This window comes from Rhizobium sp. Leaf453 (genome assembly GCF_001425605.1).
Taxonomy (GTDB): Bacteria; Pseudomonadota; Alphaproteobacteria; order Rhizobiales; family Rhizobiaceae; genus Pararhizobium.
On sequence record NZ_LMRG01000003.1, the window covers coordinates 172,165 to 198,339 of the forward strand.

Consider the following 26,175-nt stretch of genomic DNA (forward strand, 5'->3'; position numbering starts at 1 on the left):
GCGGTTCTCCTCCGGTTCGCGAATGAACCGGGCGTGCCGGGTAGAAAGGCCCAGCGGATAAGCAGCGGGCCGGGGCATTGGAGGCCTCTCCGTCAAACGGGAGGCGCAGAAGAACCTGAGAAGCGCGGCAAAAGACACCGAAACGGGGCACATCGCGTGTCACCTACTACTATACCCTGATGCACTCGATGTGTCCCGGCCGGACTGCTCTTTGAAAACCACGGCGATTTTTCGCGCGTGGCTGCAAGACGTTGCGGAATCGCTGACGTCAGCGTTTCAAATGAAAATGCGAAAGCAAAACGCAAGGCTACGGCTTCCGAAGCCGGTTATTTGACACCAACGCCTCCCCACACTCCGTCATCCTCGGGCTTGACCCGGGGATCCAGCGACCCGACGTCCGTCGGGTCAAAAGACTCTTCTCAATCAATGGCTTGTGCGGATGGATCTTCGGGTTAAGCCCGAGGATGACGGAGGGGACGCGCCCTGAGCCACCTGCAACATAGCCTAAAAACCCCATTTCCGCCGCATCACTGAAACAATTGAAACAATTTCGCTCGCCAAACGAACTCAAACTGAAACAGAAACGAACGATAACCCTCCCCATGCAGTCGGAACGAACCGACATGCTCATCAAACCAACGGGATGGAGAACGACAATGGGACAGTTTCAGATCAAGCTGGGCAGCGGCCACAACACATGGACCGCTCCGGACGACGACAATTATTACATCGAAGGCGAAGACGGCAACGACACGATCACCACCGGTGACGGCGACGACTATATCTTCGGCGGCAATGGCAACGACATCATATCGTCCGGCGACGGCTACGACATGATCTATGGCGGCGCCGGCAATGACGAGATCCAGATCGGCGCCTATGCCCATATCTTCCGGGATGGAGCGGGCATCGTCTATGCCGGTACCGGCGACGACATCATCCAGAACTATTCCGACACCAACGCCAAGCTCTACGGCGAGGAAGGCAACGACACATTCGTTCTCAGCGGCGGCGGCAAGGCCTATGGCGGCGAAGGCAACGACACGTTCAAAGTCGACAATGTCGATGACAACTTCACCATGGATCTCTATGGCGGTGCCGGCGACGACCGGTATGTCGACATCGGCGGCGATTCCACCAACATCATCCACGAGGACGCCAATGGCGGCACCGACACGGTCCGCGTCCTGCTCGGCATCGACTATAAACTCGGCGCCAATGTCGAGAACCTGGAAGTGGACGGCCACGTCTATGAATCGACCGTGTTCCCGGTCATCGATTTCGAAACGCCGGATGGCGGCGGCGAACTGAAGGGCAACGAACTCAACAACCGCATGACGGGTGCCGGCCGCAGCGAGATTTTTCGCGGGGCCGCCGGCAACGACTATATCAGCGGCAAGGACGGCCATGACACGCTCTACGGTGACGCCGGCAGCGACACGCTGATGGGCGATGACGGCAAGGACAATCTCTATGGCGGCAGCGGCAACGACTATATGATGGGCGGCCGCGATGCCGACCGGATCGACGGCGGCGAGGGCAGCGATTTCATCGATGGCGGCTCGGGCGCAGACACGATGTGGGGCGGCATGGGCAACGACACTTTCGTGATCGACACCCTCTCCGACAAAACAACCGAATATGGCGGCGAAGGCACCGATACGATCATTTCCAAGGTGGCGAGCTACACGCTCGGCATCAACATGGAAAATCTTTCGCTCGGTGGCACCGGCGACCAGATCGGCTACGGCAACGCCTACAACAACAGCCTGTCGGGCGGCGAAGGCAACAACTATATCGACGGCATGGCCGGCAACGACACGATCTTCGGCATCAACGGCAACGACACGCTGCATGGCGGCGACGGCAATGACGGCATATCCGGCGGCAATGGCGACGACCTGCTCTATGGCGAAAACGGCGACGATTCCCTCTACGGCAATGATGGCGTCGACTTCATCTGGGGCGGCACCGGCAACGACCGGGTCGACGGCGGCGCCGGCGGCGACATCATCAACGGCGAAACCGGCTATGACGAGCTTTATGGCGGCGCAGGCAACGACTTCGTCAATGGCGGCGTCGGCATCGACATCCTGTTCGGCGGTGACGGCAACGACAAGCTTGACGGCGGTCTTGACATCGACGCCCTGCACGGCGATGCCGGCAATGACACGCTGACCGGCGGGGCGCTCGGCGACAGCCTCTGGGGCGGCACCGGCAACGACACGTTCATGTTCAAATCGACATCCGAAAGCGCGCTGAGCGGCTGGGACACGATCAAGGACTTCGAACACGGCTATGACAAGATCGACCTCTCCTCGATCGACGCCAGCAGCCAGGTGTCCGGCAACAATGCCTTCACCTTCACGATCGCCAAGCCCGGCATGGCCGATGACGGCACCCTTTGGACGACCAAGGCCAACGGCAACACCACCGTCTACGGCGATGTCAACGGCGACGGCCTGGCAGACTTCCGCATCGACCTGATCGGCGTCACCAGCGTCTCCAGCTCGGACTTCCTGCTGTAAACGCAACGCGCATGACAAGCCCCCGCCGTTCTCCAGTCACGGCGGGGGTTTTGTCGTGTGAGCGCTGCTCCGCCGCATGGCCATCCGCATGACAATTGCGGCGCCTTGATGCAGTATCGGTCGGGCCGAGACCTGCTTGAAAGGAATGCATCACCGATGTCCGAGCTCGATACGATCATGGAAGAGAACATGGTCTGCGCCACGGTCCATGCGCAGCATGCCGCGACGGCAACCACGATCCGCGCCTATCTGGCGGCACATCGACCCGATCGTATTTTGTCCTTCAAGATTTCCACGCCATCAGCGGATATGGGAGACTGGTGCGAGCGGCTGCTTGCCGATGCCGGCGTGTCCATTCGCCGGACGTCCCCAATGCTCATCGGTGGAACCGCATCCGGCCAGGTCTGGAGCAAGCTGTTGGTGGAGCAGGGAGAGCTTATGGATCGGCATTCGATCCAGCTTTCCCCTGCCCGTCCCGGAAACGCTTCTTGAACCGCCTCCCTACGCAGCCACACCTTGCGAAAACAAGGCCTTGCGGCTGTCATCATCCAGCATCGACTTGAAGGCATGCCCCTGTTTGAGCGCGAGCGCCTGCTGCACGGCGGGGCGCTCGGCCATCGCCTGCATGAACCGGGCGACATGCGGATAATCGGAAAGTCCCTTTTCGTCGAAGACATAGCCGGCCGATGCTGCCCAGCCCCAGAGCGCCATGTCGGCAATCGAATAATCCCCGCCCGCTAGCCATGGGCTATCCTTCAGCCGGGCATCGAACACCCGGTAATGCCGTTCCAGTTCCTTGACGTAGCGATTCTTGGCATAGGGCAGGTCTTCGGGTGCATAATGCAGGAAATGGATCGCCTGGCCGGAAAAGGGAGAGAGGCCAGTCGCCACCAGTTGTAGCCAGGAGAGCATCACCGCCTTTTCGCCGAGATCGGCCGGAACGAAGCGGCCATGCTTTTCGGCGAGATAGAGCAGGATCGCGTGGGAATCGAACACGGTCACACCGCCATCCACCAGCGCCGGCACCTTGGCGTTCGGGTTGATGTTCAGGAAGTCCGGCCGGTGCTGTTCACCCTTGAAAATGTCGATCGGCCTGACCTTAAAATCGAGGTTCAACTCCTTGAGTAGCACCGCCACCTTCATCGAATTCGGCGTGGCATGAAAATAGAAATCGAGCATGGAATCATCCGTTGGCAGGAGGATGCGGCCCGCCGGAAGCGCGGCCCGCCGCCTTCACGATTGAAGGCCTGGCCGTACCATGATGTTCATACGCTCGCCTGACCAATCGATCCGTTGGATCGCACCCAATCGACAAATCGATGCCTGTTTCAGCGCCGTCCCGGCCGCGACGCCGTCATCACCATCTTGCGCAACCAGATGTGAGCCGGATCCGCCCGCATGCGGGGATGCCAGAAGACGTTGATCGTGAAGGGCGATAGCGGCAAGGGCGGCTCGAAGAGGTCGAGCGTATCGGTAAACCGCTCGAGGAAGCGCAGTGGCAGAGTGCAGATGCAATCCGTGCTCGCCAGCACCAGCGGCGCCATGCCGTAGCTCTGAAGCGAAACCGACACCCGGCGTTCCCGGCCTATCTCCGCCAGAGCATTGTCGACCATGCCGCTGAAATGTCCGCCGCTGGTCGAGATCAGCAAATGATCGAGATCGCAGAACTCGTCGAGCGTCAGTTCCCGCTTTCCGCGCGGATGATCGCGTCGCTGGGCGGTCACGAATTTTTCCTCGAACAGCGTGCTGGAGATCAATTCGTTCGAGCCATCCTCGGCCGCGCCGACGAACAGGTCGACCTCGCCCTGTTCGAGCAGACCGGCGATCTTCGATTTGTCCGGCAGGGTGAAGGCGATCTTGATCGACGGTGCATGGGCCTTGATCAGCGGAATAAGATCGGGCGCCAGGATGGCGGCGGGGTTATCGGTAGCGGCGATCCGGAACACCCGTTTGCTGGTGGCGGGATCGAACAGATGGGCGGTGTTGACAAAATCACCGAACCGCTCGATCAGCCGCGTCAGTTCCGGCTGCAGCGCCACCGCATGCGGCGTCGGGATCATGCCGCGACCGGAGACGGAGGGAATGAACAGCGGATCGTTGAGCAGATGCCGAAGCCGCGTCAACCGGGCGGAAAGTGCCGACTGGCTGATGTTCAGCCGCCCGGCGGCATGGGTGACGTTCGGCTCCTTCAGCAGCGCGTCCAGCGTCAGCAGCAGGCCGACATCGAAATCGGAAATTCGCTGGCTCACTGTTGCTCTCCTCCCTGCCCCGCCGTCGCAGACGACAGCTACCCCTGAATATAGCAGCGGTACGCCGGGTCAAAGCGCAGACTGGGAAAGGATGCAATGTCTTCGTAGGTTAGCGGGCAAACCGTCGCGCGCCGGCCACGCAGAGGATGACGGCGACGGTGACGGCGAGCATGCTCCAGGTCACCGTCTCGTGCAGCAGCGTCGCGGCAAGGGCGAGGCCGAAGAAGGGCTGCAACAACTGCAGTTGGCCGACGGCGGCGATGCCGCCCTGTGACAAGCCGCGATACCAGAAGACGAAGCCGATCAGCATGCTGAACAGCGAGACGTAACCCAGGCTGACAAGGGCCGGCATGCCGATACCGGCGAAGGTCGGCGGCATGAAGATGAATGTGACGACGATCATCAGCGGCAGCGACAGGACCAGCGCCCAGCAGATCACCTGCCAGCCGCCGATTGTTCGCGACAGCCTGCCGCCCTCGGCATAACCGAGACCGCAGACAATGACCGCTGCCAGCATCAGGAGATCGCCGGTCAGCGACGCGCTCAAGCCGCGTGTCGCAGCGAAACCGGCGACAAGGACGCTTCCGAGGATCGAGAAGAACCAGAAGGCGGGCTTCGGGCGTTCGCCGCCACGGATGACACCAAACGTCGCGGTGGCGAGCGGCAGCAGGCCGATGAAGACGATGGAATGGGCCGATGTCACATGCTTCAGCGCCAGCGCCGTCAGCAGAGGGAAGCCGACGACGACGCCACCGGCGACGACCAGGAGAGACACGATCTCCCGGCCCGTCGGCCGCTTCTGTTTCAGGAGAACAAGAAGCAGCAAGCCGATGATCCCGGCGATCGCCGCCCGTGCTACGGTGAGGAAGACCGGATCGAAATCCATCACCGCAACGCGCGTGGCCGGAAGCGAGCCGCTGAAAATCAGCATGCCCATAAAGCCGTTGAGCCATCCGGCGGTCGATCTGTCCATCTGTCAGTCCTCTGCTTCGATGCCTCCCTTATCCTCCGCAGGCACTGTTCCCGCCAGCGACAGACTGATACAGTTCGGCAAAACTGTTATGGATCAAATGGCAACACAGATGAGCGATGAAAGCAAAGGACGCACGCGGGTCGTGATGGTGATGGACACGATCCGGCAGCGCATCGTCGGACGCAGCCTGACACCGGGCGCGAAACTGCCGTCGGTCCGTTCGCTGGCATCAACGCTGAAGGTCTCGGTCTCGACGGTGGTCGATGCCTATGAGCGCCTTGTAGCCGAAGGGGCGATCGTATCGCGCGCCGGCTCCGGCTTCTACGTGGCCAACCAGATCGCCCCCTTCGCGCTGTCGGAAACAGGACCGAAACTCGACCGCGCCGTCGATCCCTTCTGGATCTCACGCCAGTCGCTGGAGGCGAGCGAGAGCGACCTGAAGCCCGGATGCGGCTGGCTGCTGCCGTCCTGGCTGCCCGAAGACAGCATTCGCCGTGCCTTGAGAAACCTGTCGCGCGGCACGGCCTCCAGCCTTGCCGATTATGGCACGCCACTCGGCCTGCCGGCGCTGCGGCAACTGCTTGCCCGGCGGTTTGCCGAGCGCAGTATCGAAGCATCGCCGGACCAGATCATGCTGACGGATTCGGGCACGCAGGCGATCGACCTTCTCTGCCGCTTCCTGCTGGAACCCGGCGACACCGTGCTGGTTGACGATCCCTGCTATTTCAATTTCCATGCCCTGCTGCGCGCTCACCGGGCAAACCTGGTCGCCGTGCCCTATACGCCTGTTGGCCCCGACATCGAAATGTTCGCGCAAATCGTCGCCACCCATCGGCCGCGGCTCTACATCACCAATGCCGGCATCCATAATCCGACCGGCGCGACCCTGTCCCCAGTCGTCGCCCACCGGGTTCTCAAGATCGCCGAACAGTTCGATCTCACCATTGTCGAGGACGATATCTTCGCCGATTTCGAGCATACGCCTGCCCCGCGTCTCTCGGCCTTCGATGGGCTGGAAAGGGTCATCCTGATCGGCAGTTTTTCGAAGACGCTCTCGGCCTCGGCCCGCTGCGGTTTCATCGCCGCCCGGCCGCAATGGATCGAAGGCCTGACGGACCTTAAGATTGCGACGTCGTTCGGTGGCGCGCGTCTGGATGCGGACCTCGTCCTGAATGTGCTCGGCGACGGCGGATACCGGAAGCATGTCGAAATACTGCGAACAAAACTTGCCCAGGCAAGAGCAGAGGTCGCTGGCAGGCTGAAACCGCTGGGGATTGTGCCATGGATCGAACCGCTGGCGGGCATGTTCCTGTGGTGCCATCTCCCGGAGGGTATCGACGCCACCGCCGTCGCCCACGCCTCGATCAAGCGCGGTGTGGTCATGGCACCCGGCAATGCCTTCAGCCTGTCACAGGCCGCGACAGGGTTCATGCGGTTTAACGTGTCCCAATGCCTTGATGCAAAGGTGTTCGACGTGCTTACGGAAGTCCTGAAAGCGAGAGCTTAGCCCTCGACACCGAGCGATTCCGCCGAGATCCAGAACACCGACTCGTCCTCTTCCGCCGTCTGCAGCCAGAGGAATTCCAGATCGGGGAACTCGGCTTCGAGGATTTCGCGGCCGGTGCCGATCTCGCATATCATGCCGCCGCCGGGATTGAGGTGATCGCCAGCCTTTGCCAGGATTTCGCGGACGAGGTCGAGACCATCGACACCGCCATCATGGGCCATGGCCGGTTCGGCGCGAAATTCCGGCGGATAGGCGTCCATCGCCACATGATCGACATAGGGCGGGTTGGTGATGATCAGGTCATATTTGCGGCCGGCCAGCGGGGTGAAAAGATCGCCCTGATGCAGGGTGACCTGATCCTCGACCTCATGCTCGGCGACATTGATCTTCGCGACCTCAAGCGCATCGGGCGACAGATCGACGGCATCGACATAGGCGCCGGGGAAGAATTTCGCGGCGAGGATCGCCAGGCACCCGGAGCCGGTGCAGATATCGACGGCGCTTTCGATGCTCAGCGGATCGGGCAGGAAGGACGAGCCCATCTCGCCGCCATATTCAGCGAACAGGATTTCGCCGATATGCGAGCGCGGCACGATCACCCGTTCGTCGACATGGAAACGGACGCCCTGGATATAGGCGTGACCGGTAATGTAGGACGTCGGCTTGCGAGTTGAGACACGCGCCTCGATCCGCTCGGCGAGTAGCTTGCGCTCGGGAGCCAGCAGGCGGGCATCGAGGAAGGGATCGAGCGTATCGATCGGCAGGTCGAGACTGTCGAGCAACAGGAATGCCGCGTCATCGATCGCCGTCGTGGTGCCGTGGCCATAGCTCAGCTCCGCCGCGTTGAAGCGAGAAATCGCATAGCGCCAGAAGTCTCTGAGGGTGAGGAGTTCACGCGCAATATCGTCGGTGTTCAACATGGTCTCGCTTCCAAACGTTCGCCGCCTCGCTTATTTGCCGTTGATGAACGGACGAAGCGGCGATAACTGCACTCGGGTTGAGCTTCGCTCTAAATGGCAGGGGCAGGCAGGTCAACAGCCGGTCATGTGGGCTTGAGGGACAGTGTGATGAAACAGGGCCGCAAGGGGCGCAATATCAGCGGAAACAAGACGAGCGAACCTGCGCCTGGCGGCAAGCGGGTGACCCTGCCGCGCGCCCTGTCGAAGCTCGGCTTCTGTTCGCGCACGCAGGCCGAGGAGATGATCGCCGCCGGTCGCGTCACGCTCAGTGGACGAGTGGTGACCGATCCTGCGACCTGGGTCGACCTGTCGAACGCCGCCATTGCTGTCGACGGCAAGATGGTGGTGGCGGAACAGCCGGTCTATCTGATGCTGAACAAGCCGCGCGGGCTGGTGACCACCCGTCATGATCCGGAAGGGCGGCCGACGGTGTTCGATTGCCTGAAGAACATCGACCATGCTCACCTTTCCCCCGTCGGGCGCCTGGACAAAGCGAGCGAGGGCCTATTGCTCTTCACCAACGACACGGAATTTGCCCAGGCACTGCTCGATCCAGAAACCCATGTCTCCAAGACCTATCATGTGCAGATCGACAGGATCGCCGATCAGGATCTGATGGAGGCGCTGATGCGCGGCGTCCGGCAGGATGACGATTTCCTACGCGCGAAGAGTGCACGGATGCTGCGCGAAGGGGGCCGAAATTCTTGGGTCGAGATCGAACTCGACGAGGGACGCAACCGGCAGATCCGCCGCATGCTGGAAGCGTTGGATGTCGCCTGCCTGCGGCTCATGCGCGTCGCGATCGGCAATCTTCCGTTGGGCGATCTGGAAAAGGGCGCGGTGCGGACGCTGACGGAAGGCGAGGTGGATGGCCTGCGCCGGCTTTGCGGCATGAAATAAACTATCTCCGGCTAAGCCGCGACACGCGGGCATGCCAGACAACGAGGGCAGGGACCACCAGCAACTCCATGCAAAGGCCCAGCACATGCCCTGTCGAAGGGACACCGGCAATGACCAGCGAAGCAAGCCGCGCCAGCCCGCCACAAACGGTAAGAATGGCCAAGAACCGGATGCGCTCGGTCTTCTTCTCGATGGCCGGAATGCAGGTGTACCAGCTAAGCCCGAAGGCGAGGAACAGGCCGGACAGGAAGCGCACATGGCTGTCGAGATCGGCGGGGCCAGCCGTGACGCCAAGAAAACCGGCGCCCGTCACCACGCCACAGAGGCCGGCAAACACAGGCAGCAGCGCCAGAACGGCGATCGTCACCTGCAACAGCCGGCGCTGCCGGAAATCGGTCGGGCTGATCTGATAGGCAAGACTGGTCATGGCATGTCCTCCAGCGACACAGGGGTTACGGCATGCAGCGAGGCGGAGTTTCAGCGCTGACCTACACGTCGGCGTGAGCAGGACGTGAACGATCGCAGGGCGCCTGTGGGAGGCAAGGATGGGGCCTCTGGCTCCGACATTGATTTTCATGTCGAGCGGCGCTATTTAAGCATCTCGTGGTGATTTGGCCGGCCGGCTTGCAGCCACGTTAAATAAGTCGCTAAAGGGCCGTGCGTGCGCAAGCAGCGGGGCCGGTAGCGATTCATCGTTGCCGGTTTTTTTATTCCGGCTTGTCCGCCTGTTCGTTTGACCGAGTGTTGTCCATGCCCATCAAGATTCCCGATACGCTGCCCGCCTTCGAAACCCTCGTCAAAGAGGGCGTGCGGGTGATGACCGAAACCGTGGCGATCCGTCAGGACATCCGCCCGCTGCAGATCGGGCTGCTCAACCTCATGCCGAACAAGATCAAGACCGAAGTGCAGATGGCGCGCCTCGTCGGCGCCTCGCCGCTGCAGGTCGAGTTTTCCCTGATCCGCCTCGGCGGCCACAAGGCCAAGAACACGTCGGAAGAACACCTGCTCGCCTTCTACGAGACCTGGGAAGAGGTGAAGCACCGCCATTTCGACGGCCTGATCATCACCGGCGCTCCGGTCGAGACGCTGGAATACGAGGATGTCACCTATTGGGGCGAGATGCAGGACATCCTCAACTGGACGCACACCAACGTCCATTCGACGCTCAACATCTGCTGGGGCGCGATGGCGGCGATCTACCATTTCCACGGCGTGCCGAAGCATACGCTCAGGGAAAAGGCCTTTGGCGTCTACCGCCACCACAATCTCAATCCGTCCTCACCTTACCTTTCCGGCTTCTCCGACGATTTCCAGATCCCGGTCTCCCGCTGGACCGAGGTGCGGCGCGGCGATATCCAGACGGTGCCGGAACTCGAGATCCTGATGGAATCCGACGAGATGGGGGTGTGCTTCGTTCACGAGAAGGCCGGCAACCGGCTCTACGTGTTCAACCATGTCGAATATGACTCGACCTCGCTGTCGGACGAATATTTCCGCGACATCGATGCCGGCGTGCCGATCAAGATGCCGCATAATCATTTCCCGCACAACGATCCGAGCCTGCCGCCGCAGAACCGCTGGCGCAGCCATGCGCATCTGCTGTTCGGCAACTGGATCAACGAAATCTACCAGACCACGCCCTATGACCCGGCGGATATCGGAAAGGACAGACGGTGACCACGCATCTTGTCATCCGGCCGATCGAGAGTGGAGACGAGGCCGAGTGGCGCCGTCTCTGGAAGGCCTATCTTGCCTTTTACGAAACCGTCCTGCCGGAGGAAATCTATGCCCTCACCTTCTCGCGCCTGCTGAGCGGCGCGGCGCATGAGTATGCCGGGTTTCTGGCGATATTGAACGGCAAGACGGTGGGACTTGCGCACTATCTGTTTCACCGCTCCTGCTGGCATGAACAGTCGATCTGCTATCTGCAGGACCTGTATGCCGATCCCGAAATCCGCGGACAGGGGATCGGCCGGGCGCTGATCGAGGCGGTCTATGCCCGTGCCAATGCCGAAAAGGCGCAGGAAGTTTACTGGATGACCCAGGATTTCAACGCAACAGCGCGCAAACTCTACGATCGGATCGCAGACAAGACGCCGTTCATCGTCTATCAGAAGACGTCTTGAGCGAACCGGCAGTGTTTTTCAGGCAATGACGGGTGAGGAGATGCTGCCAGTGGAAACGCTGCGGTGAATTGTATGACTTTTCGGTTGCCGACCCCAGCGAAATGACGCAGGTTGCCGCCGGGGCAGTGGAGGAAAAACGGCCGTGCAGACACAGACAGACATTTTCGGCCATCTACCGACCGGTGAAGCCGTGCATCGCGTGGTCCTGACTGGTGGGGGATTGACGGCGAACATTCTGACCTGGGGCTCGGTGATCCAGGACCTGCGGCTCGACGGCCATGCCGCGCCGCTGGTGCTCGGCTTCGACAATTTCCAGGACTATCTCGACCATTCCCCCTATTTCGGCGCGACACCGGGGCGCAACGCCAACCGCATCGGCGGCGGCCGCTTCGCGATCGACGGCACCGCATACCAGCTGGAAAACAACGAGAACGGCGTCACCCACCTGCATGGCGGCAGCGATGGCATTGCCAAGCGCATCTGGGATATCGTCGAGCAGACGGATAATCGCGTGGTGCTGCGGATCACCGATCCCGATGGCCGCGCCGGTTATCCCGGCAATTGCACCGTGACCTGCACCTATACGCTAAGCGACGGCGGCGTGCTCAATGTTCTCTACGAAAGCACGACCGATCAGGCGACGATCTGCAATGTCTGCCAGCACAGCTATTTCAATCTCGACGGCACCGCCGATGCGCTGGGCCACGACGTGATGATAGCGGCAAACGACTACCTGCCGACGGACGAACGCCAGGTGCCGACCGGCGAAATCCGCCCGGTAGCTGGAACCGCCTTCGACCTGCGGACGATGACGCCGATGCGCCGCCAGCTGGAAGGCGACAAGATCGGCTACGACCACAATTTCTGCCTGTCCGAGGCGCGCGGCCCCAAGCAATCTGTCGCTTTGGTGCGCAGCATCAATTCCGGCGTCTCGCTGGAAGTCCGCACGACCGAGCCGGGCGTTCAATTTTATACCGGCTTCAAGATGGACGTGCCGGTGCCGGGCCTCGACGGCCGTCGTTACGGGCCGTTTGCCGGCTTCTGCCTGGAAACGCAAATTTGGCCGGATGCCGTCAATCACGCCAATTTCCCGGAAGCCATCCTGCGGCCAGGCGAAACGCTGCGGCAGGAAACCGATTACGTCTTTACAAGAAGCTGATTCCGGCCCACCTCACTGCAAAGACAAGACGCGACCGGGGAGGGAAGCGACGATGGCTGACACCACACGAAACCATGGAAAGATCGCACTCGTCACCGGCGGCGGCACCGGCATTGGTCGGGCGATCGCCGAGGCCTTGGCGAAGAACGGCTTTACCGTCGTGATTTCCGGCCGCCGTTACGACGTCCTGCAAAAAGCCGCGCACGAGATCGCGGAGGCAACGGGTGGCACACTGCGCGCCTTCGCCGCCGATGTCGGCGACCCGCATTCCGTCGCGACCCTCTTCCAGACCGTCGCCCATGATTTCGGCCGCCTCGACCTTCTCGTCAACAATGCCGGCATGGGCCTGCCGGCGGTGCCGATGGAAGACATCACCTTCGAGCAATGGAACGCCATCGTCGCGGCGAACCTGACGGGTGCCTTCCTCTGCACCCAGCAGGCGATGAAACTGATGAAGGCGCAGACGCCACGCGGCGGGCGCATCATCAACAACGGCTCCATCTCCGCCTCGACGCCCCGACCGATGTCAGCTCCCTACACGGCGACCAAACACGCCATCGCCGGCCTGACCAAATCGACTGCGCTCGACGGCCGCGCCTTCGACATTGCCTGCGGCCAGATCGATATCGGTAATGCCTCGACCGAGATGACTTCGCGCATGAGCGGCGGCGTGCTGCAGGCCAATGGCGAGATCGCCAGCGAGCCGACCATTCCCGCCCATCTCGTCGCCGATGCGGTCGTCTACATGGCCGGCTTGCCGCTCGATGCCAATGTGCTGACCATGACCGTGATGGCGACGCAGATGCCCTATGTCGGGCGCGGCTGACCGGATATCCGGCCCGTCCAAAAATAGTGCAAGCCTATACAATAGATTAGCAATAGAAAAAACTCTGCAGTTGACGGTTGCGTTGAGTATATGTACTCTCGCAACCTATAAATTATACATTTTGCAGGTGACATAATGCGCCCGAAATCGTCTTTCGACGGGTCGGCGAGCGTAGCTTTATGGCCTATGCTTGTATTGATCCCTTCCCTTATTTTGTCCGGTTGCGTTTCGACCGACGGCTCGCAGAGCACGCCGGAGCAGATCGCCGCGCAAATCGAGCGGCAGTGCGCCTTTGTCACGACAGCAACATCCATAGCAGCCATTCTCGGTCTTCCCGGAGCGCCTGCCGCCGACAAGCTGGCGCAGGTGGTCTGCAAGGAGATCGAGAACAAGACGCGAGCCGGCCTGACGGCGCCAGGTCAGAAGGCGACCGTAGAGATCAATGGCGTCCCGTTGACGGGTACCCTCAAATAGACTGACAGATGCACCACGCTTCAACGGAGCAAGCATCATGCGCCGCATCGGAGTTGTTCTTGCCGCCTACGTGATCACGCAGCCGCTTTTCGCACAGGAAGCGGGCGTGATCGATGACGCCATCGAAAACCCGGTCGATTTCGGCCGTGTCGCCAACGACATGGCCGAGGCGACATCCAACGGCTTTCGCGAAACATTGCAGTTTCCCGGTGCCGACCAGCTTGGCGATTTCACGCCGGCCGTTCCGGTGCTGATCCCTCAGAAACTGTTCGTGGACCTGAAGGCCGGCACGACGGAACTGGGCGGCGATCAGGTGGGCCTGGAGGATACGACCCGGAAGGCCGGAATCAGCTTCAGCAAATCCGGCTATTCGGCTTGGGTTTCCTATCCGAAATTCAACATGAACATCCAGGCGAGCTCCATCTCCTATGCCGCCGCCAACGATGCCTCGCCCGCCTTTGCTGGCGCCAAGCCGGATTATTACAACAAGCTTGCCGGCGACGTGATCACCTTCGGCTATGCCGGGGCGGATTACATGGTGTTGTTCGAATGCCTGGTCGGCGACGAGGAATGCGTCACGGAAGGTGAGGCCGACAAGATCGTCGATAAATTCGTGCTGTGCGACCAGCAGGGTGGCTGCGTCGGCACCTTCCCCGTCAACACGGAGACACAGCCGTGATCCCCAGCAAATGGCTCCTTCCACTCATTGTCTTGTCCGCGCTCGCTGCACCACTCCACTCCGCACGGGCAGTCGATTTCAAGGTCAATCCACCCGGCGTGCTCAAGGACAATTTCGGTCAGGGCGCGCCCGACTATTCAAGCTACGCGCCCGGCATCAAGTTCCCCATCACCGGCTTTCCGACGACACTCAACTCGCAGGTCCGCAACAAGGGCGGCGGCGCGATCGGAGGCGACCAGTGCGACGCCGGCAACTACAACGAAGTCTGGTCGGACACGCTGTGCGAAACGCGCGGCAAGAAGAACGCACCGCCCCTTGGCTGCCCGCTCAATACAGTGCATCAAGGCGTCGATATTCGCGGCGGCACGACGACGACCTGCAGCACGCTGCGCAGTTCGCGCCAAAACCTCATCCCCGTCGTCGCGGTCAAGGACGGCGTCATCAAGGCGATCGGCAGCTATACAGTGGACCTGTGGCCACGCGACGGCGAACGCTACCGTTACCTGCACATGAACATGCAGGGGCTGAAGGTGCGCCTCAACCAACGCGTCACCGCCGGCGAGACGATCGGCTTCATGTACAATGACTTCGGCGGCACCTCGACCACGCTCCATCTGCATCTGGAGCACTGGAAGAACATCGCCGGAAAGGGTTTCATCCCCGTCCCGCTCTATTGCGACCTGGTAACGGCTTATGAGCGTGACCGCGGCGTCAGCGCCGTCATGCTCGGCGGCGGACAGCGCTGCGAGGGCAGCACCGGCACGGCCCAGCCGGGCAGCGGCACAGGGACCGATACGGGAACCGGCCCGATCGTCGGCACCGGCCCACAGGTCCAGCCGGGCGAAACGTCGAAGATCTCCTCCTACTGGACATCGAACGGCTCCGAGTTCGGACTGATCTCCGAGGGCAACAGCCGGACCTTCGTGGTCACCACGCCGAAAGCCGAACTGGCGAGCAGCATGCTGCCCGGCGAAAAGGTGTTCTACGGCTTCAAGGCGGGCGAGGTCTATCTCGGCAAGGCACGCATCCTCGGCGATTCCTGTGGCAGCGGCGAGTTCGATGCCACCGGCCCCGTTCTCGAAAGCGGCAAGCGTGTCGAGGTCACCGGCAGCAGACTGAAGGCAGGAGTCGGCTGCACCAGTCCCGGCCCCGAACAAGTGACGATGGCCTTCAGCTTCACCCGCAAAACGGGGGAAGGCCAGACGCCGACGACCTGTGTCGGCGAGACGGCCCTGAACCGTCAATCCAAGACGGAACTCACCCGCAACTGGGGGGCGCTCACCATGTATGTGCCCTGGGAAAGCTGGAATTCCTATATCCGCAACTGGCCGGGCCTGAGGCTCGGGACAGACAACAAGCCGGTCGATGTCCAGACCGACGCTTTCGGCGGCACGATCATGACCTTCGAGACGGATGAATCCGGGGTCGGCATCTGGTGGTATTGGCTGCTGGTGCGCAAAGGCTATGGCGCGAACGGCGTTGCCGTCACCCAGCCGACACTGGTGGAACTTGCCAAGGGCATTGCCGGATCGACGGCCGCGCCTGCGGTGATCGACAACTACATCAACGCCTATTCGCAGCTTTCCGAACGCTATTTCGGGCGACGGCTTGCACGTGACGAGAAAATCCCGATCAGCAATGCCGATCAGCTCTGGGCGCTCGGCCAGACGATGTTCCATCACGAATCCGGCCGCACGCCGCTGATCGACCGCGAAACCTTCGAGCGTGGCATCCGCTTCGGCACCGATTTCATGCAGGGCCGCTTCCAGAACGTCGCGGCCTACAAGAAAGTCTGCGCGGAACCTGTGGTCGTCGTACCGGGACAGCAGGAGCCGGGTGCTTCGCCGCAGATCCTCGCCGAAAAGGATGCCCGCATCCTCGTGCTGGAACAGACGACGGCGCGGTTGAACGGCATGGTTCAGGATCTGCAGGAGCGGCTGGACCGGATTTCGAAGCTGGCGGCGGAGTAACGGGCACGGGGGAGAGCGGTGCTCCGTCCTGAACCGGGAAGACTTGTACTGGCTGGAAGGGACGCTTCACGCCAAGGAAACTGTCGTATTTTCCCTACGGCAAATTCTGTCATCTCTCGCAGCGCCTTCGAGATGGGGATGATCGCGCGTGCGGTGGTCTTCTCTGGTCGTGCTGGATGACGGAAGTTGAGGCTTGGTTTTTCTTCTCCCCAGCGGGGAGAAGTGCCGAGTGAAACGAGGCGATGAGGGGGCTTCGGCGAAGCCGGAGCCACTCGTCATATGCGAGAGGTGGCCTTCGGCCCCCCTCATCCGCCCTTCGGGCACCTTCTCCCCGGCGGGGAGAAGAGAGGCAAGCAGACCTTCGCATGCGATCACTCTGCCTGCGTGGGCCGACGCCAGCCACTGCCTATCGCCCAAATCAACCTTAATTGCCGACCAACCACTTCAGCATATCGACATCGCCCTGCTGAAGATTAGGCGCCTCGGTGGTCGAGAGCTTGCGCTCGATATCCTCAAGGATGAATTTCATCCAAATCGCCTTGTTCTTCCTGTCGCATTGCCCGGTCAGCGGATCTATTTCGAAGCCGAGATGATGCAGCGCCACTAGTTTCCCCTTCCTGTCGAACATCGGCGCGCCGGAACTGCCGCCTTCGGAATCGCACTGATGCGTCAGGGTCGCGCCCTCGACCTTACCCAGCCAGCTTGGCAGCGCCCGGTCGGGGATAGCGCAGTCGCCGCTAATGACCTTCTTTGCGGCAGCCGGGTGATGCACCATCGCGAGCGTCGGCGTATCGGTGGACGCGGCAATCGAGACCGGGCCGATGGAGGCGCTGCCTTCCAGCGGACGGATGCGCAGGAGCGCATAATCGAGATCCTGGCTTGTCGCCAGCACCCGCTCACATCCGAACTCGCGACTGATAGTGTCGTCGTCCCAGGAGAGGTCCAGCTGGGTGCGCTCGCAGATCGGCGGGCTCCAGAAGGCGCCGGGGATTTCCTCGTTCTGGCCGTTGAAGGCCGGGCCGCAATGCCAATTGGTCAGCAGATAGTGCGGCGGGAGGACGATGCCCGAACAGGTGGCCGGCGCGCTTCCCTCGTGAATGCCCACCATGACGAAGGCGACATTGTCGCCCCAGTGGCGGCGCATGAACGGGACCGTGGGATCGAACAGGGCCTTCCAATTGTCGATGCCCTCCACCTGGCGCGAATAATAGGAAATGCCATCCACCGCATCGGGCATCAGGATTTCCTGTCGCAACCGAATGAGTGGAGCCTCCCCACCGCCGGAATTCAAATCGAAGACCAGAATATTCGTGGCATGACGCCCGCTGAGGATGACCTCCCGATTGGCAAAATCTTCCGGTCCGAACACCTCCAGCACATGCTGGTTGACATCGCGGATCACCAGCTGCCACCGATCGCCACCGGGCTCCTGCAGCTTCATCAACACCCGGAAATAACGCGTCCGGGTCGGGGCCGACCGCTCCAGATGCGGCCGCGCGGCACTGATATCCCGCACGGACGTCGGCACGGTCTGCCATTTGCCGAACACCGTGCGTTCCGCGCTGTTGCCGCCACAGGGTACGGCATGCGCCGGAACGGCAAGCGCTGCCGTCAGCAATGCCGAAAGCACGGCACTACGGAAGCGACTCACGGCGCCGGGCATGGTTTACTCGTGATCAGCTTGGCGAGGACGAGATCGTCGAAATCGCGTGGATACAACAGATCACCGCTTTTCTTGCGGGCGATCGGGACATTCTCCCGTTCGGCATCCTCGAAGACCCGAGGATCGAATCGCTGGATGGCGGCCGGCTGGTTGCCGGTCTTGGCAAGCGAATACAGCACCCAGGGTGCCGGTTGTCCGAGCATGCCATCGGGAACGATGACCCGGACCATCCGGACCACATTCTGGGTCGCGGCGGCCTTGGCGACGAGGTTATCGTCCACCAGCTCGATCTTCTTTTCGCACCAGTTGGCGATATCGTCGTTCCCGGTCAGTTCGGTGTAGTCCTGCGCGCCCTTCAGCTTGATCCAGTTCTTTTCCGGATCGAGCAGGGCAACCTGGGGATCGACGACGCCGCTCGCCACGCGGGCAAGATCCTCGGCCTTATAGAAGATCGGCTTGGACGTATATTGCAGCCGCTGCTTGACGACAGCGGAGTTGAGGGACTCTTCCGGTCCGCCGTCGCGGTAATAGTCGGGATAACAATTGACCATCGCGCCGACGAGGCCGCCGACAATGGCGGTCGCCTGCGAGGTGCCGCTCGCAACGGCATAACGCCCCTCGCCCACGGGCGCTACGACCTTCATGCCGGGCGCCGCGACGTGAACGAAGGTGTTGCTGTAGAAAGCATCTTTCCAGACGGACGCCTTGCCTTCCGAACATTCGTCGCACGCCGTCACGACGATGACGTTTGGCAGGTCACCGAGATTGACCGGTGAATAGGCGAGCTCGGCATTGATCTCCAACGGATCGGGAATCTGGCTGTCCTTCTGCAGGGCGGCAACCACCCAAAGGCCGTAGTCGGACGTTTCCTGAATGGTCTTCTGCATGGCCGGGATCATCCGGATCTTCTCCGGCCCGACCCGCTCGCCGGTCGTATTGATGATCTTCGTCTTCAGCCGGCTGCCATCGAGATCGGCATCGGGATAGCTGTACGACCGTCCCTGGTTCTTTTTCGTTGACGGAAAATAGCTGGCGAACACGAACACCTGCGGCCCCATATCGGCGAGGCTCGGGCCTTCGCCGCTTCCGGACACTCGCTTCTGCAGGAAACGCGCGAGATCGGAAATCAACGTGCCATCCGCCCAGGGATAGGCGAAAATGTCGAGCCCGGGGCTCAAGCCCACATAGCCTTTGCCATCCGCCTTGCTGCCAATGATGCTGGCCATGTGGGTGCCATGCTGCGTGGCGACATTGATGTCATTGGCGGGCGTACAAGCGTTGGCCGATGGCGGCGACAATCCGGCCATGGCCTCACCGTTCTTGTCGAGCGGGCGGATGTCGGTGATGTCGTTTGTCGGCTGCAGCAACTGGTCCACCAGCACGACATCGGCACAGGCCGCATCATTTCCATTGGCGGTCTCCCGGCATTTCAGCGCGCAGGCCTTGATGGCATCGGGCGGCTCCCAGCCGGATTGGGCCAGCCAGTCGAACAGGTAGTAGAACGATTTCTCCCGCGCTGGCGCGGCTTCCGGCTGGCAGACGCGGTCGGGACCGGGCAGCGCCTCCCATTCGGCCGATTGCGGATATTTCTGCTCCCCCCTGCCGGCATAGGTATAATCGACCGCCACATTCGGCTGGTAGACGAGATCGAAATCCTCGAAGAAGGCTTCTGCCATGCTGGCATCCACCGGCAGCCGAATCAGGTAATTCATGCTGCCCGGCATTCTCTTGGTCGGCTCCAGCCTGAAAATGTCCAGCATCGGAATCTGGATATCGACCTGTGGCGCCGGTCCCTTCATGTCGGGATTGGTGGCAGCAAAGAGATTTTCGGCCGATTGCGGGCAGTGCGTCCGCGTGACCGGCATCTGGGTCTTGGTTTCATAGATGCCGCAGACGGTATCGCCGGCCTGGACCGTATACATTTCCGTGCGAAACGCCTGATCGCCGAACTTGGCGCGGAACTTCGCCAGGAAATTGGCGATATCGGTGACGGCATTGCCGCCGTAATAGGTGAAATTCAGGGCCTGTGGGCGAAACAGGATGTTCCTTTCCGCCTCCGGCAGGCGCGTCAGCAGCCGTGCGGTCTCATCCTCACTGTAGGGTGTACCGAACTTCTCCAGCGTCTCGTTGCTGGCGACGACGAAGGCATGGCCGTCGATATCCGGAAAGACCTGCAGATGCTCGAACGGCAGCAACAAGCGCCCGTTCGGCGTGTCTATCACCACATCGGCAATATCGCTGCCGCCCAGAACAAGATCGGCGATGGTGCCGACCGGCGGCTTTTCCGGCGTGGCATCCGCATGAACCGGCAGGCCGATCAGTGCCGTGGCAGGCCGCTCGTCGCTGGCGAAGGCCGCTGCCTCATCCCCCGCCCATGCGGCGCTCGGCACGCCCACGGCCAGCGAGATGCCGAGGGAAACCAGAAGGAAGCCAGTGACCCGCAGCCACCGGAAATCACGGTTAAGCATGGCACTCACCCTCCGTAGACGATCGCATGCCCTTGCTTGTCGAGGGGGCTGAGCGTCATGTCCAGACTGCCGCCGCCACCGCAAAAATAGTGCATCACCGAGCGCGGATCCTCTGTCGTCAGCGTCAGGAACACGCCACCTTCGCGGCGGCAGCCTGGCACGCCGTTGATATGCTCGTGGCGATAGCCGAGCACATGGCCAAGCTCATGCAGCAGCACGCCCTTCTTGATGAACTGGCTGGTGTAGAAGGTCGGATCGATCGTCAGCTTGCGGTCCTCCCCGCTATCATGCGGGAAGAAGGACCGCGCAATGAACAGGCCGCCGGCATCGCGAAATTCGACGATGAAGTTGACATTGCCGGCCACAGGCGCCGCGTCCTGCTCCGACACATGAACGAAATCGAGCCCGCTTTCAGGCGCGATCGCCTCCCATTCACCCGTCGCCTGCTCCATCAACTCGGTGATTTCCCGATAACGCACATCGTCGCCAAAGGACGCCTTGTCGATGGCATAGGTCAGCTTGCGGTCCGGCTTGGCGTAGAAATCCATCTGGCCGTTGTGGATGCTGAGCTTGAGTTCGCCGGCGCCGCTCGACTGGCTGCCCGGCGCAAGCCCCAGCAGATGATCCACCAGCTCCTCTTCCGACAAAGCGAGATCACCCTCGACGATGAAGCTGCCGTCAAAATCCCTGGGCAGAACGGCCAGAAGCTCCTTGAAGGCCGCACCTTCCGGCCCACTCGCCGTCGTTGACAGTTCCTTGATCGCCTTTTCCATCACAGGCTGCAAAGGCGGAACCGCATCGGCGGCCATCGAAGGCGTGCAAACAGCGGCAAGACAAAATGCGATCGAAGACAAAAAAAGCGGATGCGACATGGCGATCCCCCTGCTTCCGCACGATGATGAAATCAATTGAAGTATTTTTCAGCTGCTAAAACAGTAAACCATTGAACGAGCGTGATTGCAACCTAAAGGCAATCACAACAGGTAACGGAGACGGGAGCGTGCGTGAGATCGAAACACGGACCGACAGGATCGGTTTCGGTGCATTTTATACTGCCAGGAAATTGTTTCTCATCGGAGCGAAAATGGAGCGGGTGAGGCGATTCGAACGCCCGACCCCAACCTTGGCAAGGTTGTGCTCTACCCCTGAGCTACACCCGCTCATCAACCTCGGCCCGGGGGTAGTCGGTGGACCGTGGCGTCGCTGCGTTGTTTCTTGCGGCGACGGGCGCTATATGGCCCAGCCGATTTTCAAATGCAACAGGGAAATGACGCCGGATCTAAGAAATTTTTCAAAAATGTCGCAAGACCCTGAAAACAAGGCGTTTTACCGCATTCACCATCGACACGATTGCGCTTGTCTGGGCCAGGCCGTAAAGCAGACGGCACTTTTTCTCCTCAAGGACAGGCCCATGAGCAACGCAGAACCGAAGACACAGACGGAATTGTTCCAGTTTCTGGACAGCCTTGGCATCGCCCACAAGACCAAGCAGCACGAACCGGTTTTCACCGTGGCCGAATCGGTGGCTTTGCGTGACGAAATCCCCGGCGGCCACACCAAGAACCTGTTCGTGAAGGACAAGAAGGACAATTACTTCCTGCTCACCGTCGAGGAACATGCGACCGTGGACCTCAAGACCGTGCACACGATCATCGGCGCCGCCAGCAAGGTGTCGTTCGGCCGCCCGGAAAAGCTGATAGAATATCTGGGCGTCATCCCGGGCGCCGTTACTGCCTTCGGCGTGATCAACGATGCCGGCCAGAACGTGAAGATCATCATCGACCAGGACCTGATGCAGGATGAGATCGTCAACTGCCATCCGCTGTCGAACGACGCCACCACCTCGATCGCCTCCAAGGACCTCTTGCGCTTTATCGAGGCGACGGGACATGAACCGCTTGTCTTGAAAGTGACGTCCTGACATACGATCTTTGACGCAAGAAAGTCAGACGGACACCCATGTCCGCGAGGAGACACGATGAGCGGCAATGACAATCCCTATTCAGGTTCCTACGGCAGCCAGATGACGGCGACGGCCACCTATGGCGGCGCGCCCGCACAGGCTGCTCCGGCACAGGCCGGCGCGGCGTCCTTGCCAGCAGGCGACCTGATCAAGGATACGACGACCGCGAACTTTGCCCGTGACGTCCTCGAAGCCTCCCGCCACCAACCGGTTCTGGTCGATTTCTGGGCCCCCTGGTGTGGCCCCTGCAAGCAGCTGACCCCGGTGATCGAGAAGGTCGTGACCGAAGGACAGGGCCGGGTGCGGCTGGTCAAGATGAACATCGACGATCATCCGTCGATCGCCGGCCAGCTTGGCATCCAGTCGATCCCCGCCGTCATCGCCTTTGTCGGCGGCCGGCCGGTCGATGGTTTCATGGGCGCCGTACCGGAAAGCCAGATTCGCCAGTTCATCGAAAAAGTCGCCGGCCCGGTCGTTGACGATCAGGCGGCCGAGATCGAGGCGGCCCTGACCGAGGCCAAGAGCCTGCTCGAACAGGGCGACCTTGAGAACGCGGCCGGCCTGTTCGGTGCCGTACTGCAGGCAGCACCGGACAATCCCGTGGCGCTGGCCGGGCTCGTCAATTGCCTGATCACCGCCGGCGACCTGGAACAGGCGCGCGACATGCTGGCCGACCTGCCCGAGGCGCTCGCCAAGGATGCCGGCATCATCGCGGTCACCAAGAAGGTCGCCCAGATCGAGGAAGCCCGCAAGCTCGGCGATCCCAACGCGCTCGAACAGGTGCTGGCCGCCAATCCGGACGATCACGAAGCCCGCATCAAGCTCGCCAAGATCCGCAATGTCGAGGGCGACCGGACTGCCGCCTCCGATCATCTCCTTCAGGTGATGAAGCGCGACCGGACCTTCCAGGACGACGGTGCACGCCGCGAGCTTCTACAGTTTTTCGACATCTGGGGACCGATGGATCCGGCCACGCTTTCGGCGCGGCGCAAATTGTCATCCATCCTGTTCTCCTGACATCGCGCCACGCGATCCCTTGAGTTTTCGGGCGCGTGCCCCATCTCTGTCGATAGGCGACGGATTGGGCTGCGATTGCCGGAAACCGCTTGGACGCGATGGGGTGTTGCAAGACATGCAAGTTGGAAATGCACGATATCTGAAGTCTCAGGACTTGCCGGAAACGCTCCCGGTCTTTCCGCTGACGGGCGTGCTCCTGCTTCCCGGCTCCCAGCTGCCGCTGAACATCTTCGAGCCGCGCTATCTCGCAATGGTCGATGACGCGCTGACGAAAAACCGCCTGATCGGCATGATCCAGCCGTCCTTCGGCGAAATCCGAGACGAGGCCGGCCAGGCGCATGTGCAGGCGCTCTGCCAGGTCGGCTGCGTCGGCCGGATCACCTCCTTCGCCGAGATGGAGGACGGCCGCTACATCATCTCGCTGACCGGCATCTGCCGCTTCCGGCTGTTCGAGGAAATGCCGCAGACGAAAGGCTATCGTTCCTTCCGCATCGCCCCGTTCGTCACCGATTTAAGTACGCCGGACGACGAGGCGCAAGTCGATCGGGAGGCCCTGCTCGCCGCCTTCAAGGCCTATCTCGACGCCAACAAGCTGGAGGCGGACTGGGAGAGCGTCGAACGGGCCAGCAACACGACGCTGGTCAACTCCATGGCGATGATGTCACCCTATGGCCCGGCGGAAAAACAGGCGCTGCTGGAAGCACCGGACCTGAAGACCCGGGCCGAAACGCTGATCGCTATTACCGAAATCGTGCTGGCGCGCAATTTCGGCGACATCGAAACCATGCTGCAGTAAAGTCCTGCCCATGGAAGATAGAACCAGCCGTGTCGATCCCAAACTGCTCGAACTGCTCGTCTGCCCGCTGACCAAGGGCCGGCTGAGCTACCATGCCGCCGACAACGAACTGATCTCGGAAAAGGCCCGCCTCGCCTATCCGATCAGGGACGGCATTCCGATCATGCTGATTTCGGAAGCGCGCAAGATCGAGGATTGAGCGCGTCAACGGGCTGATCGGTTTGCAGTGCGCCTCAACTTGCTTCGCTTGTCGCGGTCGTTCACGCAAATTTAGACGGTTTATGAAAAACCCGGGGGACTTGTCGGCGTAGAGATCGACACAATCCGAGGTCTTGCATGAGCCGTTTTGAACGCATCCGCTGGAAGAAACATTTCCAGGATTTCCTGTGGGGTTTCCTGATCGGCCCATTTTCCACGGGCCTTTACATTGCAGGGGCAATGTTACTTTCCGCGTTTGTCAGCGCCGCCTTCGGGACGCACCCTTTGTACACAGCCTTGGTAGCAATAGTTGCTGTGCTGATCGTCAACCCCAAGCGCCGGTTGAAGAATTTCAGGGGCACGCGATGACGGCCACGAATTGGGCTCAAACTCCCGGATTCACGCTCAAATCGGCAGACCACCCAGCAGCTTTGGCTCGCTCTGGCCGCCAAGCCCCGATGCCTGGCGAATGAAGAAGGACTTCACCGAGGGCAGGCGGTCGACGATGCCGAGGCCGAAATCGCGGAGCGCGCGGATCGGGGTAATGTCGTTGGAAAACAGCCGGTTCAGCACGTCGGTCGTCACGCCCATGCGGAACGTGTCGAATCGGCGCCAGCTCTGGTAGCGCTCCAAGACCGCCAGAGAGCCGATATCGAGACCGAGACGGTCGGCATCAACGATGGTTTCAGCAAGCGCCGCGACATCCTTGAAGCCGAGATTGAGGCCCTGGCCGGAAATCGGGTGAATGCCGTGGGCGGCGTCGCCGGCAAGCGCGAAGCGCGGGGCGATGAAATCGCGCGCCAGCGTCAGGCCGAGCGGAAAGGCGCGGCGACCGCCGACGACCTTGAGCCCGCCCAGCTTGTGGCCGAAACGGCGCTCCAGCTCTTCCTCGAACACCAGATCGTCGCTGGCGATCAGGCGGTCGGCGTCGCGGGTGCGTTCCGTCCAGACGAGGGAAGAGCGATTGTTGCGAAGCGGCAGCGTCGCGAAGGGGCCGGCCGGCAGGAAATGCTCTTCGGCCGTGCCGTCATGCGGGCGCTCGTGCTCGACCGTGGTGACGATTCCCGACTGGCCATAATCGAAATCGACGGTCTTGATGCCGGCAGCATCGCGCAGTTTGGAGCGCACGCCGTCACAGGCGACCAACAGCCGGGCGTCGAGCACATCGTCATTCGATAGCGTCAGGGACACGGCATGATCGCCACTCCTGAAATCCTTCGCCACGGTGGATTGGCGGATCTCGACGCCGAGTTCGCCCGCCGCCTTGCGCAGCGCTCCGACGAGAGCGACATTCGGCACCATATGGGCAAAGGGCCGGCCTTCGACCGCCTCGTCCTCGAAGGTGAGGAAGACCGGGCGGACGGGATCGGCGGTGTTCGAATCGGTGATGACCATCCGCTTGATCGGCTCGGCCTCCGGCTCGATCTCGCTCCAAAGCCCGAGAACGTCGAGCATCTGCGAGGCGGCGGCGATGATCGCCGAGGCGCGCTCGTCCTTCTTCCAGGCATCGTCAGGTGCGCCGTCGATCAGCGTCACAGCCAGATGCGGCGCTGCCTTCTTCACCGCCACGGCCAGCGACAATCCGACATAACCGCCGCCCGCAATCAGCACATCGATCATCTCTCGTTCTCCCTTTGCCCTTGAGCATTGCATGCCTGCTATATAGATCAAGCATGCGCCCGTTCCTACCTCTGGAACGTCCGACCGCAGGAGATTGCCT

General features: G+C 61.4%; 26 protein-coding genes, 1 tRNA gene and 1 riboswitch. Of the genes, 17 read left to right on the forward strand and 10 right to left on the reverse strand.

Going from position 1 to position 26,175, the window contains the following annotated elements; all coding sequences use genetic code 11:
- The first annotated feature begins 656 nt into the window (after nt 1-656).
- Nucleotides 657-2,528, forward strand: coding sequence for a calcium-binding protein (locus ASG68_RS31130; RefSeq protein ID WP_062581419.1), 1,872 nt, complete (start codon nt 657-659; stop codon nt 2,526-2,528).
- Between the two features lie 156 nt (nt 2,529-2,684).
- Nucleotides 2,685-3,020: a hypothetical protein gene (locus ASG68_RS06465; RefSeq protein ID WP_062581421.1), complete on the forward strand. Its 336-nt coding sequence runs from the start codon at nt 2,685-2,687 to the stop codon at nt 3,018-3,020.
- A 9-nt stretch (nt 3,021-3,029) separates the two neighbouring features.
- On the opposite strand, the gene ASG68_RS06470 is transcribed toward ASG68_RS06465, so the two are convergent.
- From ASG68_RS06470 to ASG68_RS06480, 3 genes are all read right to left on the reverse strand, one after another.
- Nucleotides 3,030-3,707 carry a glutathione S-transferase family protein gene (locus ASG68_RS06470; protein ID WP_062581423.1) on the reverse strand — a complete coding sequence of 226 codons (678 nt, stop codon included), beginning with the start codon at nt 3,705-3,707 and terminating at the stop codon, nt 3,030-3,032.
- A 149-nt stretch (nt 3,708-3,856) separates the two neighbouring features.
- Entirely contained in the window at nt 3,857-4,777 is a 921-nt protein-coding gene (locus ASG68_RS06475; protein ID WP_062581425.1) for a LysR family transcriptional regulator, read from the reverse strand.
- A gap of 109 nt (nt 4,778-4,886) precedes the next feature.
- Nucleotides 4,887-5,750 (reverse strand): DMT family transporter, encoded by an 864-nt coding sequence (locus tag ASG68_RS06480; RefSeq protein WP_062581427.1) that lies wholly within the window; start codon nt 5,748-5,750, stop codon nt 4,887-4,889.
- Nucleotides 5,751-5,838: 88 nt separating this feature from the next.
- Between ASG68_RS06480 and ASG68_RS06485 the strand changes: the two genes are divergently transcribed.
- Complete coding sequence (locus ASG68_RS06485; protein ID WP_062581430.1) at nt 5,839-7,257, forward strand: PLP-dependent aminotransferase family protein; 1,419 nt, start codon at nt 5,839-5,841, stop codon at nt 7,255-7,257.
- Here ASG68_RS06485 and prmB read toward each other — a convergent pair.
- On the reverse strand, nt 7,254-8,177 hold the full coding sequence (gene prmB, locus ASG68_RS06490; RefSeq protein ID WP_062581432.1) for a 50S ribosomal protein L3 N(5)-glutamine methyltransferase: 924 nt from the start codon (nt 8,175-8,177) through the stop codon (nt 7,254-7,256). The two genes, ASG68_RS06485 and prmB, sit on opposite strands and share 4 nt — an antisense overlap.
- 147 nt (nt 8,178-8,324) lie before the next feature.
- Here prmB and ASG68_RS06495 point away from each other — a divergent pair, with 147 nt between their 5' ends.
- Entirely contained in the window at nt 8,325-9,116 is a 792-nt protein-coding gene (locus ASG68_RS06495; protein ID WP_062609168.1) for a pseudouridine synthase, read from the forward strand.
- A gap of 1 nt (nt 9,117) precedes the next feature.
- Here the strand turns inward: ASG68_RS06495 and ASG68_RS06500 are convergent, their stop codons facing one another.
- A complete protein-coding gene (locus ASG68_RS06500; protein ID WP_062581437.1) occupies nt 9,118-9,543 on the reverse strand; it encodes a DUF4345 domain-containing protein in 426 nt (141 codons plus the stop codon).
- Between the two features lie 166 nt (nt 9,544-9,709).
- A riboswitch (SAM riboswitch) is annotated at nt 9,710-9,787 on the forward strand.
- 79 nt (nt 9,788-9,866) lie between these two features.
- Here ASG68_RS06500 and metA point away from each other — a divergent pair.
- The 7 genes from metA (at nt 9,867) to ASG68_RS06535 (ending at nt 16,350) form a co-directional block, all read left to right on the forward strand.
- A complete protein-coding gene (gene metA, locus ASG68_RS06505; protein ID WP_062581440.1) occupies nt 9,867-10,793 on the forward strand; it encodes a homoserine O-acetyltransferase MetA in 927 nt (308 codons plus the stop codon).
- Nucleotides 10,790-11,242 carry a GNAT family N-acetyltransferase gene (locus ASG68_RS06510; RefSeq protein ID WP_062581442.1) on the forward strand — a complete coding sequence of 151 codons (453 nt, stop codon included), beginning with the start codon at nt 10,790-10,792 and terminating at the stop codon, nt 11,240-11,242. The genes metA and ASG68_RS06510 overlap by 4 nt, the downstream gene beginning before the upstream one ends.
- 142 nt (nt 11,243-11,384) lie before the next feature.
- A complete protein-coding gene (locus tag ASG68_RS06515; RefSeq protein ID WP_062581444.1) occupies nt 11,385-12,401 on the forward strand; it encodes an aldose epimerase family protein in 1,017 nt (338 codons plus the stop codon).
- Between the two features lie 52 nt (nt 12,402-12,453).
- Entirely contained in the window at nt 12,454-13,227 is a 774-nt protein-coding gene (locus ASG68_RS06520; RefSeq protein WP_062581446.1) for an SDR family oxidoreductase, read from the forward strand.
- Nucleotides 13,228-13,362: 135 nt separating this feature from the next.
- The gene (locus ASG68_RS06525; protein ID WP_112406355.1) at nt 13,363-13,701 is read left to right on the forward strand and encodes a hypothetical protein; all 339 of its coding nucleotides are present in this window, start codon (nt 13,363-13,365) and stop codon (nt 13,699-13,701) included.
- Nucleotides 13,702-13,738: 37 nt separating this feature from the next.
- Nucleotides 13,739-14,380, forward strand: coding sequence for a hypothetical protein (locus ASG68_RS06530; RefSeq protein WP_062581450.1), 642 nt, complete (start codon nt 13,739-13,741; stop codon nt 14,378-14,380).
- Nucleotides 14,377-16,350, forward strand: coding sequence for a M23 family metallopeptidase (locus tag ASG68_RS06535; protein WP_062581453.1), 1,974 nt, complete (start codon nt 14,377-14,379; stop codon nt 16,348-16,350). Before ASG68_RS06530 ends, ASG68_RS06535 begins: the two co-directional genes overlap by 4 nt.
- A 424-nt stretch (nt 16,351-16,774) precedes the next feature.
- On the opposite strand, the gene ASG68_RS06540 is transcribed toward ASG68_RS06535, so the two are convergent.
- The 3 genes from ASG68_RS06540 to ASG68_RS06550 are packed head-to-tail and all read right to left on the reverse strand — an operon-like array spanning nt 16,775 to nt 21,254.
- Nucleotides 16,775-18,013, reverse strand: coding sequence for a trypsin-like serine peptidase (locus ASG68_RS06540; protein ID WP_062581455.1), 1,239 nt, complete (start codon nt 18,011-18,013; stop codon nt 16,775-16,777).
- On the reverse strand, nt 17,998-20,481 hold the full coding sequence (locus tag ASG68_RS06545) for a S8/S53 family peptidase (RefSeq protein ID WP_062581457.1): 2,484 nt from the start codon (nt 20,479-20,481) through the stop codon (nt 17,998-18,000). Before ASG68_RS06545 ends, ASG68_RS06540 begins: the two co-directional genes overlap by 16 nt.
- A gap of 5 nt (nt 20,482-20,486) precedes the next feature.
- Nucleotides 20,487-21,254 (reverse strand): matrixin family metalloprotease, encoded by a 768-nt coding sequence (locus ASG68_RS06550; protein ID WP_062581459.1) that lies wholly within the window; start codon nt 21,252-21,254, stop codon nt 20,487-20,489.
- Between ASG68_RS06550 and ASG68_RS31135 the strand changes: the two genes are divergently transcribed.
- A complete protein-coding gene (locus ASG68_RS31135; protein WP_156373953.1) occupies nt 21,238-21,393 on the forward strand; it encodes a hypothetical protein in 156 nt (51 codons plus the stop codon). The genes ASG68_RS06550 and ASG68_RS31135 overlap by 17 nt on opposite strands.
- 173 nt (nt 21,394-21,566) lie before the next feature.
- Here the strand turns inward: ASG68_RS31135 and ASG68_RS06555 are convergent.
- Nucleotides 21,567-21,641 (reverse strand) — tRNA-Gly (locus ASG68_RS06555).
- A gap of 251 nt (nt 21,642-21,892) precedes the next feature.
- Between ASG68_RS06555 and ASG68_RS06560 the strand changes: the two genes are divergently transcribed.
- The 5 genes from ASG68_RS06560 to ASG68_RS06580 all read left to right on the forward strand — a co-directional run bounded on the left by ASG68_RS06560 (nt 21,893) and on the right by ASG68_RS06580 (nt 24,824).
- Nucleotides 21,893-22,402 (forward strand): prolyl-tRNA synthetase associated domain-containing protein, encoded by a 510-nt coding sequence (locus tag ASG68_RS06560; protein ID WP_062581498.1) that lies wholly within the window; start codon nt 21,893-21,895, stop codon nt 22,400-22,402.
- A gap of 57 nt (nt 22,403-22,459) precedes the next feature.
- Nucleotides 22,460-23,461 carry a thioredoxin gene (gene trxA / locus ASG68_RS06565; protein WP_062581467.1) on the forward strand — a complete coding sequence of 334 codons (1,002 nt, stop codon included), beginning with the start codon at nt 22,460-22,462 and terminating at the stop codon, nt 23,459-23,461.
- A 115-nt stretch (nt 23,462-23,576) separates the two neighbouring features.
- Complete coding sequence (locus ASG68_RS06570; RefSeq protein ID WP_062581469.1) at nt 23,577-24,257, forward strand: LON peptidase substrate-binding domain-containing protein; 681 nt, start codon at nt 23,577-23,579, stop codon at nt 24,255-24,257.
- A 10-nt stretch (nt 24,258-24,267) separates the two neighbouring features.
- Nucleotides 24,268-24,456 (forward strand): Trm112 family protein, encoded by a 189-nt coding sequence (locus tag ASG68_RS06575; RefSeq protein ID WP_060638452.1) that lies wholly within the window; start codon nt 24,268-24,270, stop codon nt 24,454-24,456.
- Nucleotides 24,457-24,593: 137 nt separating this feature from the next.
- Nucleotides 24,594-24,824, forward strand: coding sequence for a hypothetical protein (locus ASG68_RS06580; RefSeq protein ID WP_062581471.1), 231 nt, complete (start codon nt 24,594-24,596; stop codon nt 24,822-24,824).
- A gap of 36 nt (nt 24,825-24,860) precedes the next feature.
- On the opposite strand, the gene ASG68_RS06585 is transcribed toward ASG68_RS06580, so the two are convergent.
- Complete coding sequence (locus tag ASG68_RS06585; protein ID WP_062581472.1) at nt 24,861-26,075, reverse strand: ubiquinone biosynthesis hydroxylase; 1,215 nt, start codon at nt 26,073-26,075, stop codon at nt 24,861-24,863.
- Nucleotides 26,076-26,175: the final 100 nt, after the last annotated feature.

Bases quoted from the DNA above. Each gene is read 5' to 3' on its own strand.
- ASG68_RS31130 (WP_062581419.1), top strand. From the start codon at position 657: ATGGGACAGTTTCAGATCAAGCTGGGCAGCGGCCACAACACATGGACC.
- ASG68_RS06465 (WP_062581421.1), top strand. From the start codon at position 2,685: ATGTCCGAGCTCGATACGATCATGGAAGAGAACATGGTCTGCGCCACG.
- ASG68_RS06470 (WP_062581423.1), bottom strand. From the start codon at position 3,707: ATGCTCGATTTCTATTTTCATGCCACGCCGAATTCGATGAAGGTGGCG.
- ASG68_RS06480 (WP_062581427.1), bottom strand. From the start codon at position 5,750: ATGGACAGATCGACCGCCGGATGGCTCAACGGCTTTATGGGCATGCTG.
- ASG68_RS06485 (WP_062581430.1), top strand. From the start codon at position 5,839: ATGGATCAAATGGCAACACAGATGAGCGATGAAAGCAAAGGACGCACG.
- prmB (WP_062581432.1), bottom strand. From the start codon at position 8,177: ATGTTGAACACCGACGATATTGCGCGTGAACTCCTCACCCTCAGAGAC.
- ASG68_RS06495 (WP_062609168.1), top strand. From the start codon at position 8,325: ATGAAACAGGGCCGCAAGGGGCGCAATATCAGCGGAAACAAGACGAGC.
- ASG68_RS06500 (WP_062581437.1), bottom strand. From the start codon at position 9,543: ATGACCAGTCTTGCCTATCAGATCAGCCCGACCGATTTCCGGCAGCGC.
- metA (WP_062581440.1), top strand. From the start codon at position 9,867: ATGCCCATCAAGATTCCCGATACGCTGCCCGCCTTCGAAACCCTCGTC.
- ASG68_RS06520 (WP_062581446.1), top strand. From the start codon at position 12,454: ATGGCTGACACCACACGAAACCATGGAAAGATCGCACTCGTCACCGGC.
- ASG68_RS06525 (WP_112406355.1), top strand. From the start codon at position 13,363: ATGCGCCCGAAATCGTCTTTCGACGGGTCGGCGAGCGTAGCTTTATGG.
- ASG68_RS06530 (WP_062581450.1), top strand. From the start codon at position 13,739: ATGCGCCGCATCGGAGTTGTTCTTGCCGCCTACGTGATCACGCAGCCG.
- ASG68_RS06540 (WP_062581455.1), bottom strand. From the start codon at position 18,013: ATGCCCGGCGCCGTGAGTCGCTTCCGTAGTGCCGTGCTTTCGGCATTG.
- ASG68_RS06545 (WP_062581457.1), bottom strand. From the start codon at position 20,481: ATGCTTAACCGTGATTTCCGGTGGCTGCGGGTCACTGGCTTCCTTCTG.
- ASG68_RS06550 (WP_062581459.1), bottom strand. From the start codon at position 21,254: ATGGAAAAGGCGATCAAGGAACTGTCAACGACGGCGAGTGGGCCGGAA.
- ASG68_RS06560 (WP_062581498.1), top strand. From the start codon at position 21,893: ATGAGCAACGCAGAACCGAAGACACAGACGGAATTGTTCCAGTTTCTG.
- trxA (WP_062581467.1), top strand. From the start codon at position 22,460: ATGAGCGGCAATGACAATCCCTATTCAGGTTCCTACGGCAGCCAGATG.
- ASG68_RS06570 (WP_062581469.1), top strand. From the start codon at position 23,577: ATGCAAGTTGGAAATGCACGATATCTGAAGTCTCAGGACTTGCCGGAA.
- ASG68_RS06575 (WP_060638452.1), top strand. From the start codon at position 24,268: ATGGAAGATAGAACCAGCCGTGTCGATCCCAAACTGCTCGAACTGCTC.
- ASG68_RS06580 (WP_062581471.1), top strand. From the start codon at position 24,594: ATGAGCCGTTTTGAACGCATCCGCTGGAAGAAACATTTCCAGGATTTC.
- ASG68_RS06585 (WP_062581472.1), bottom strand. From the start codon at position 26,075: ATGATCGATGTGCTGATTGCGGGCGGCGGTTATGTCGGATTGTCGCTG.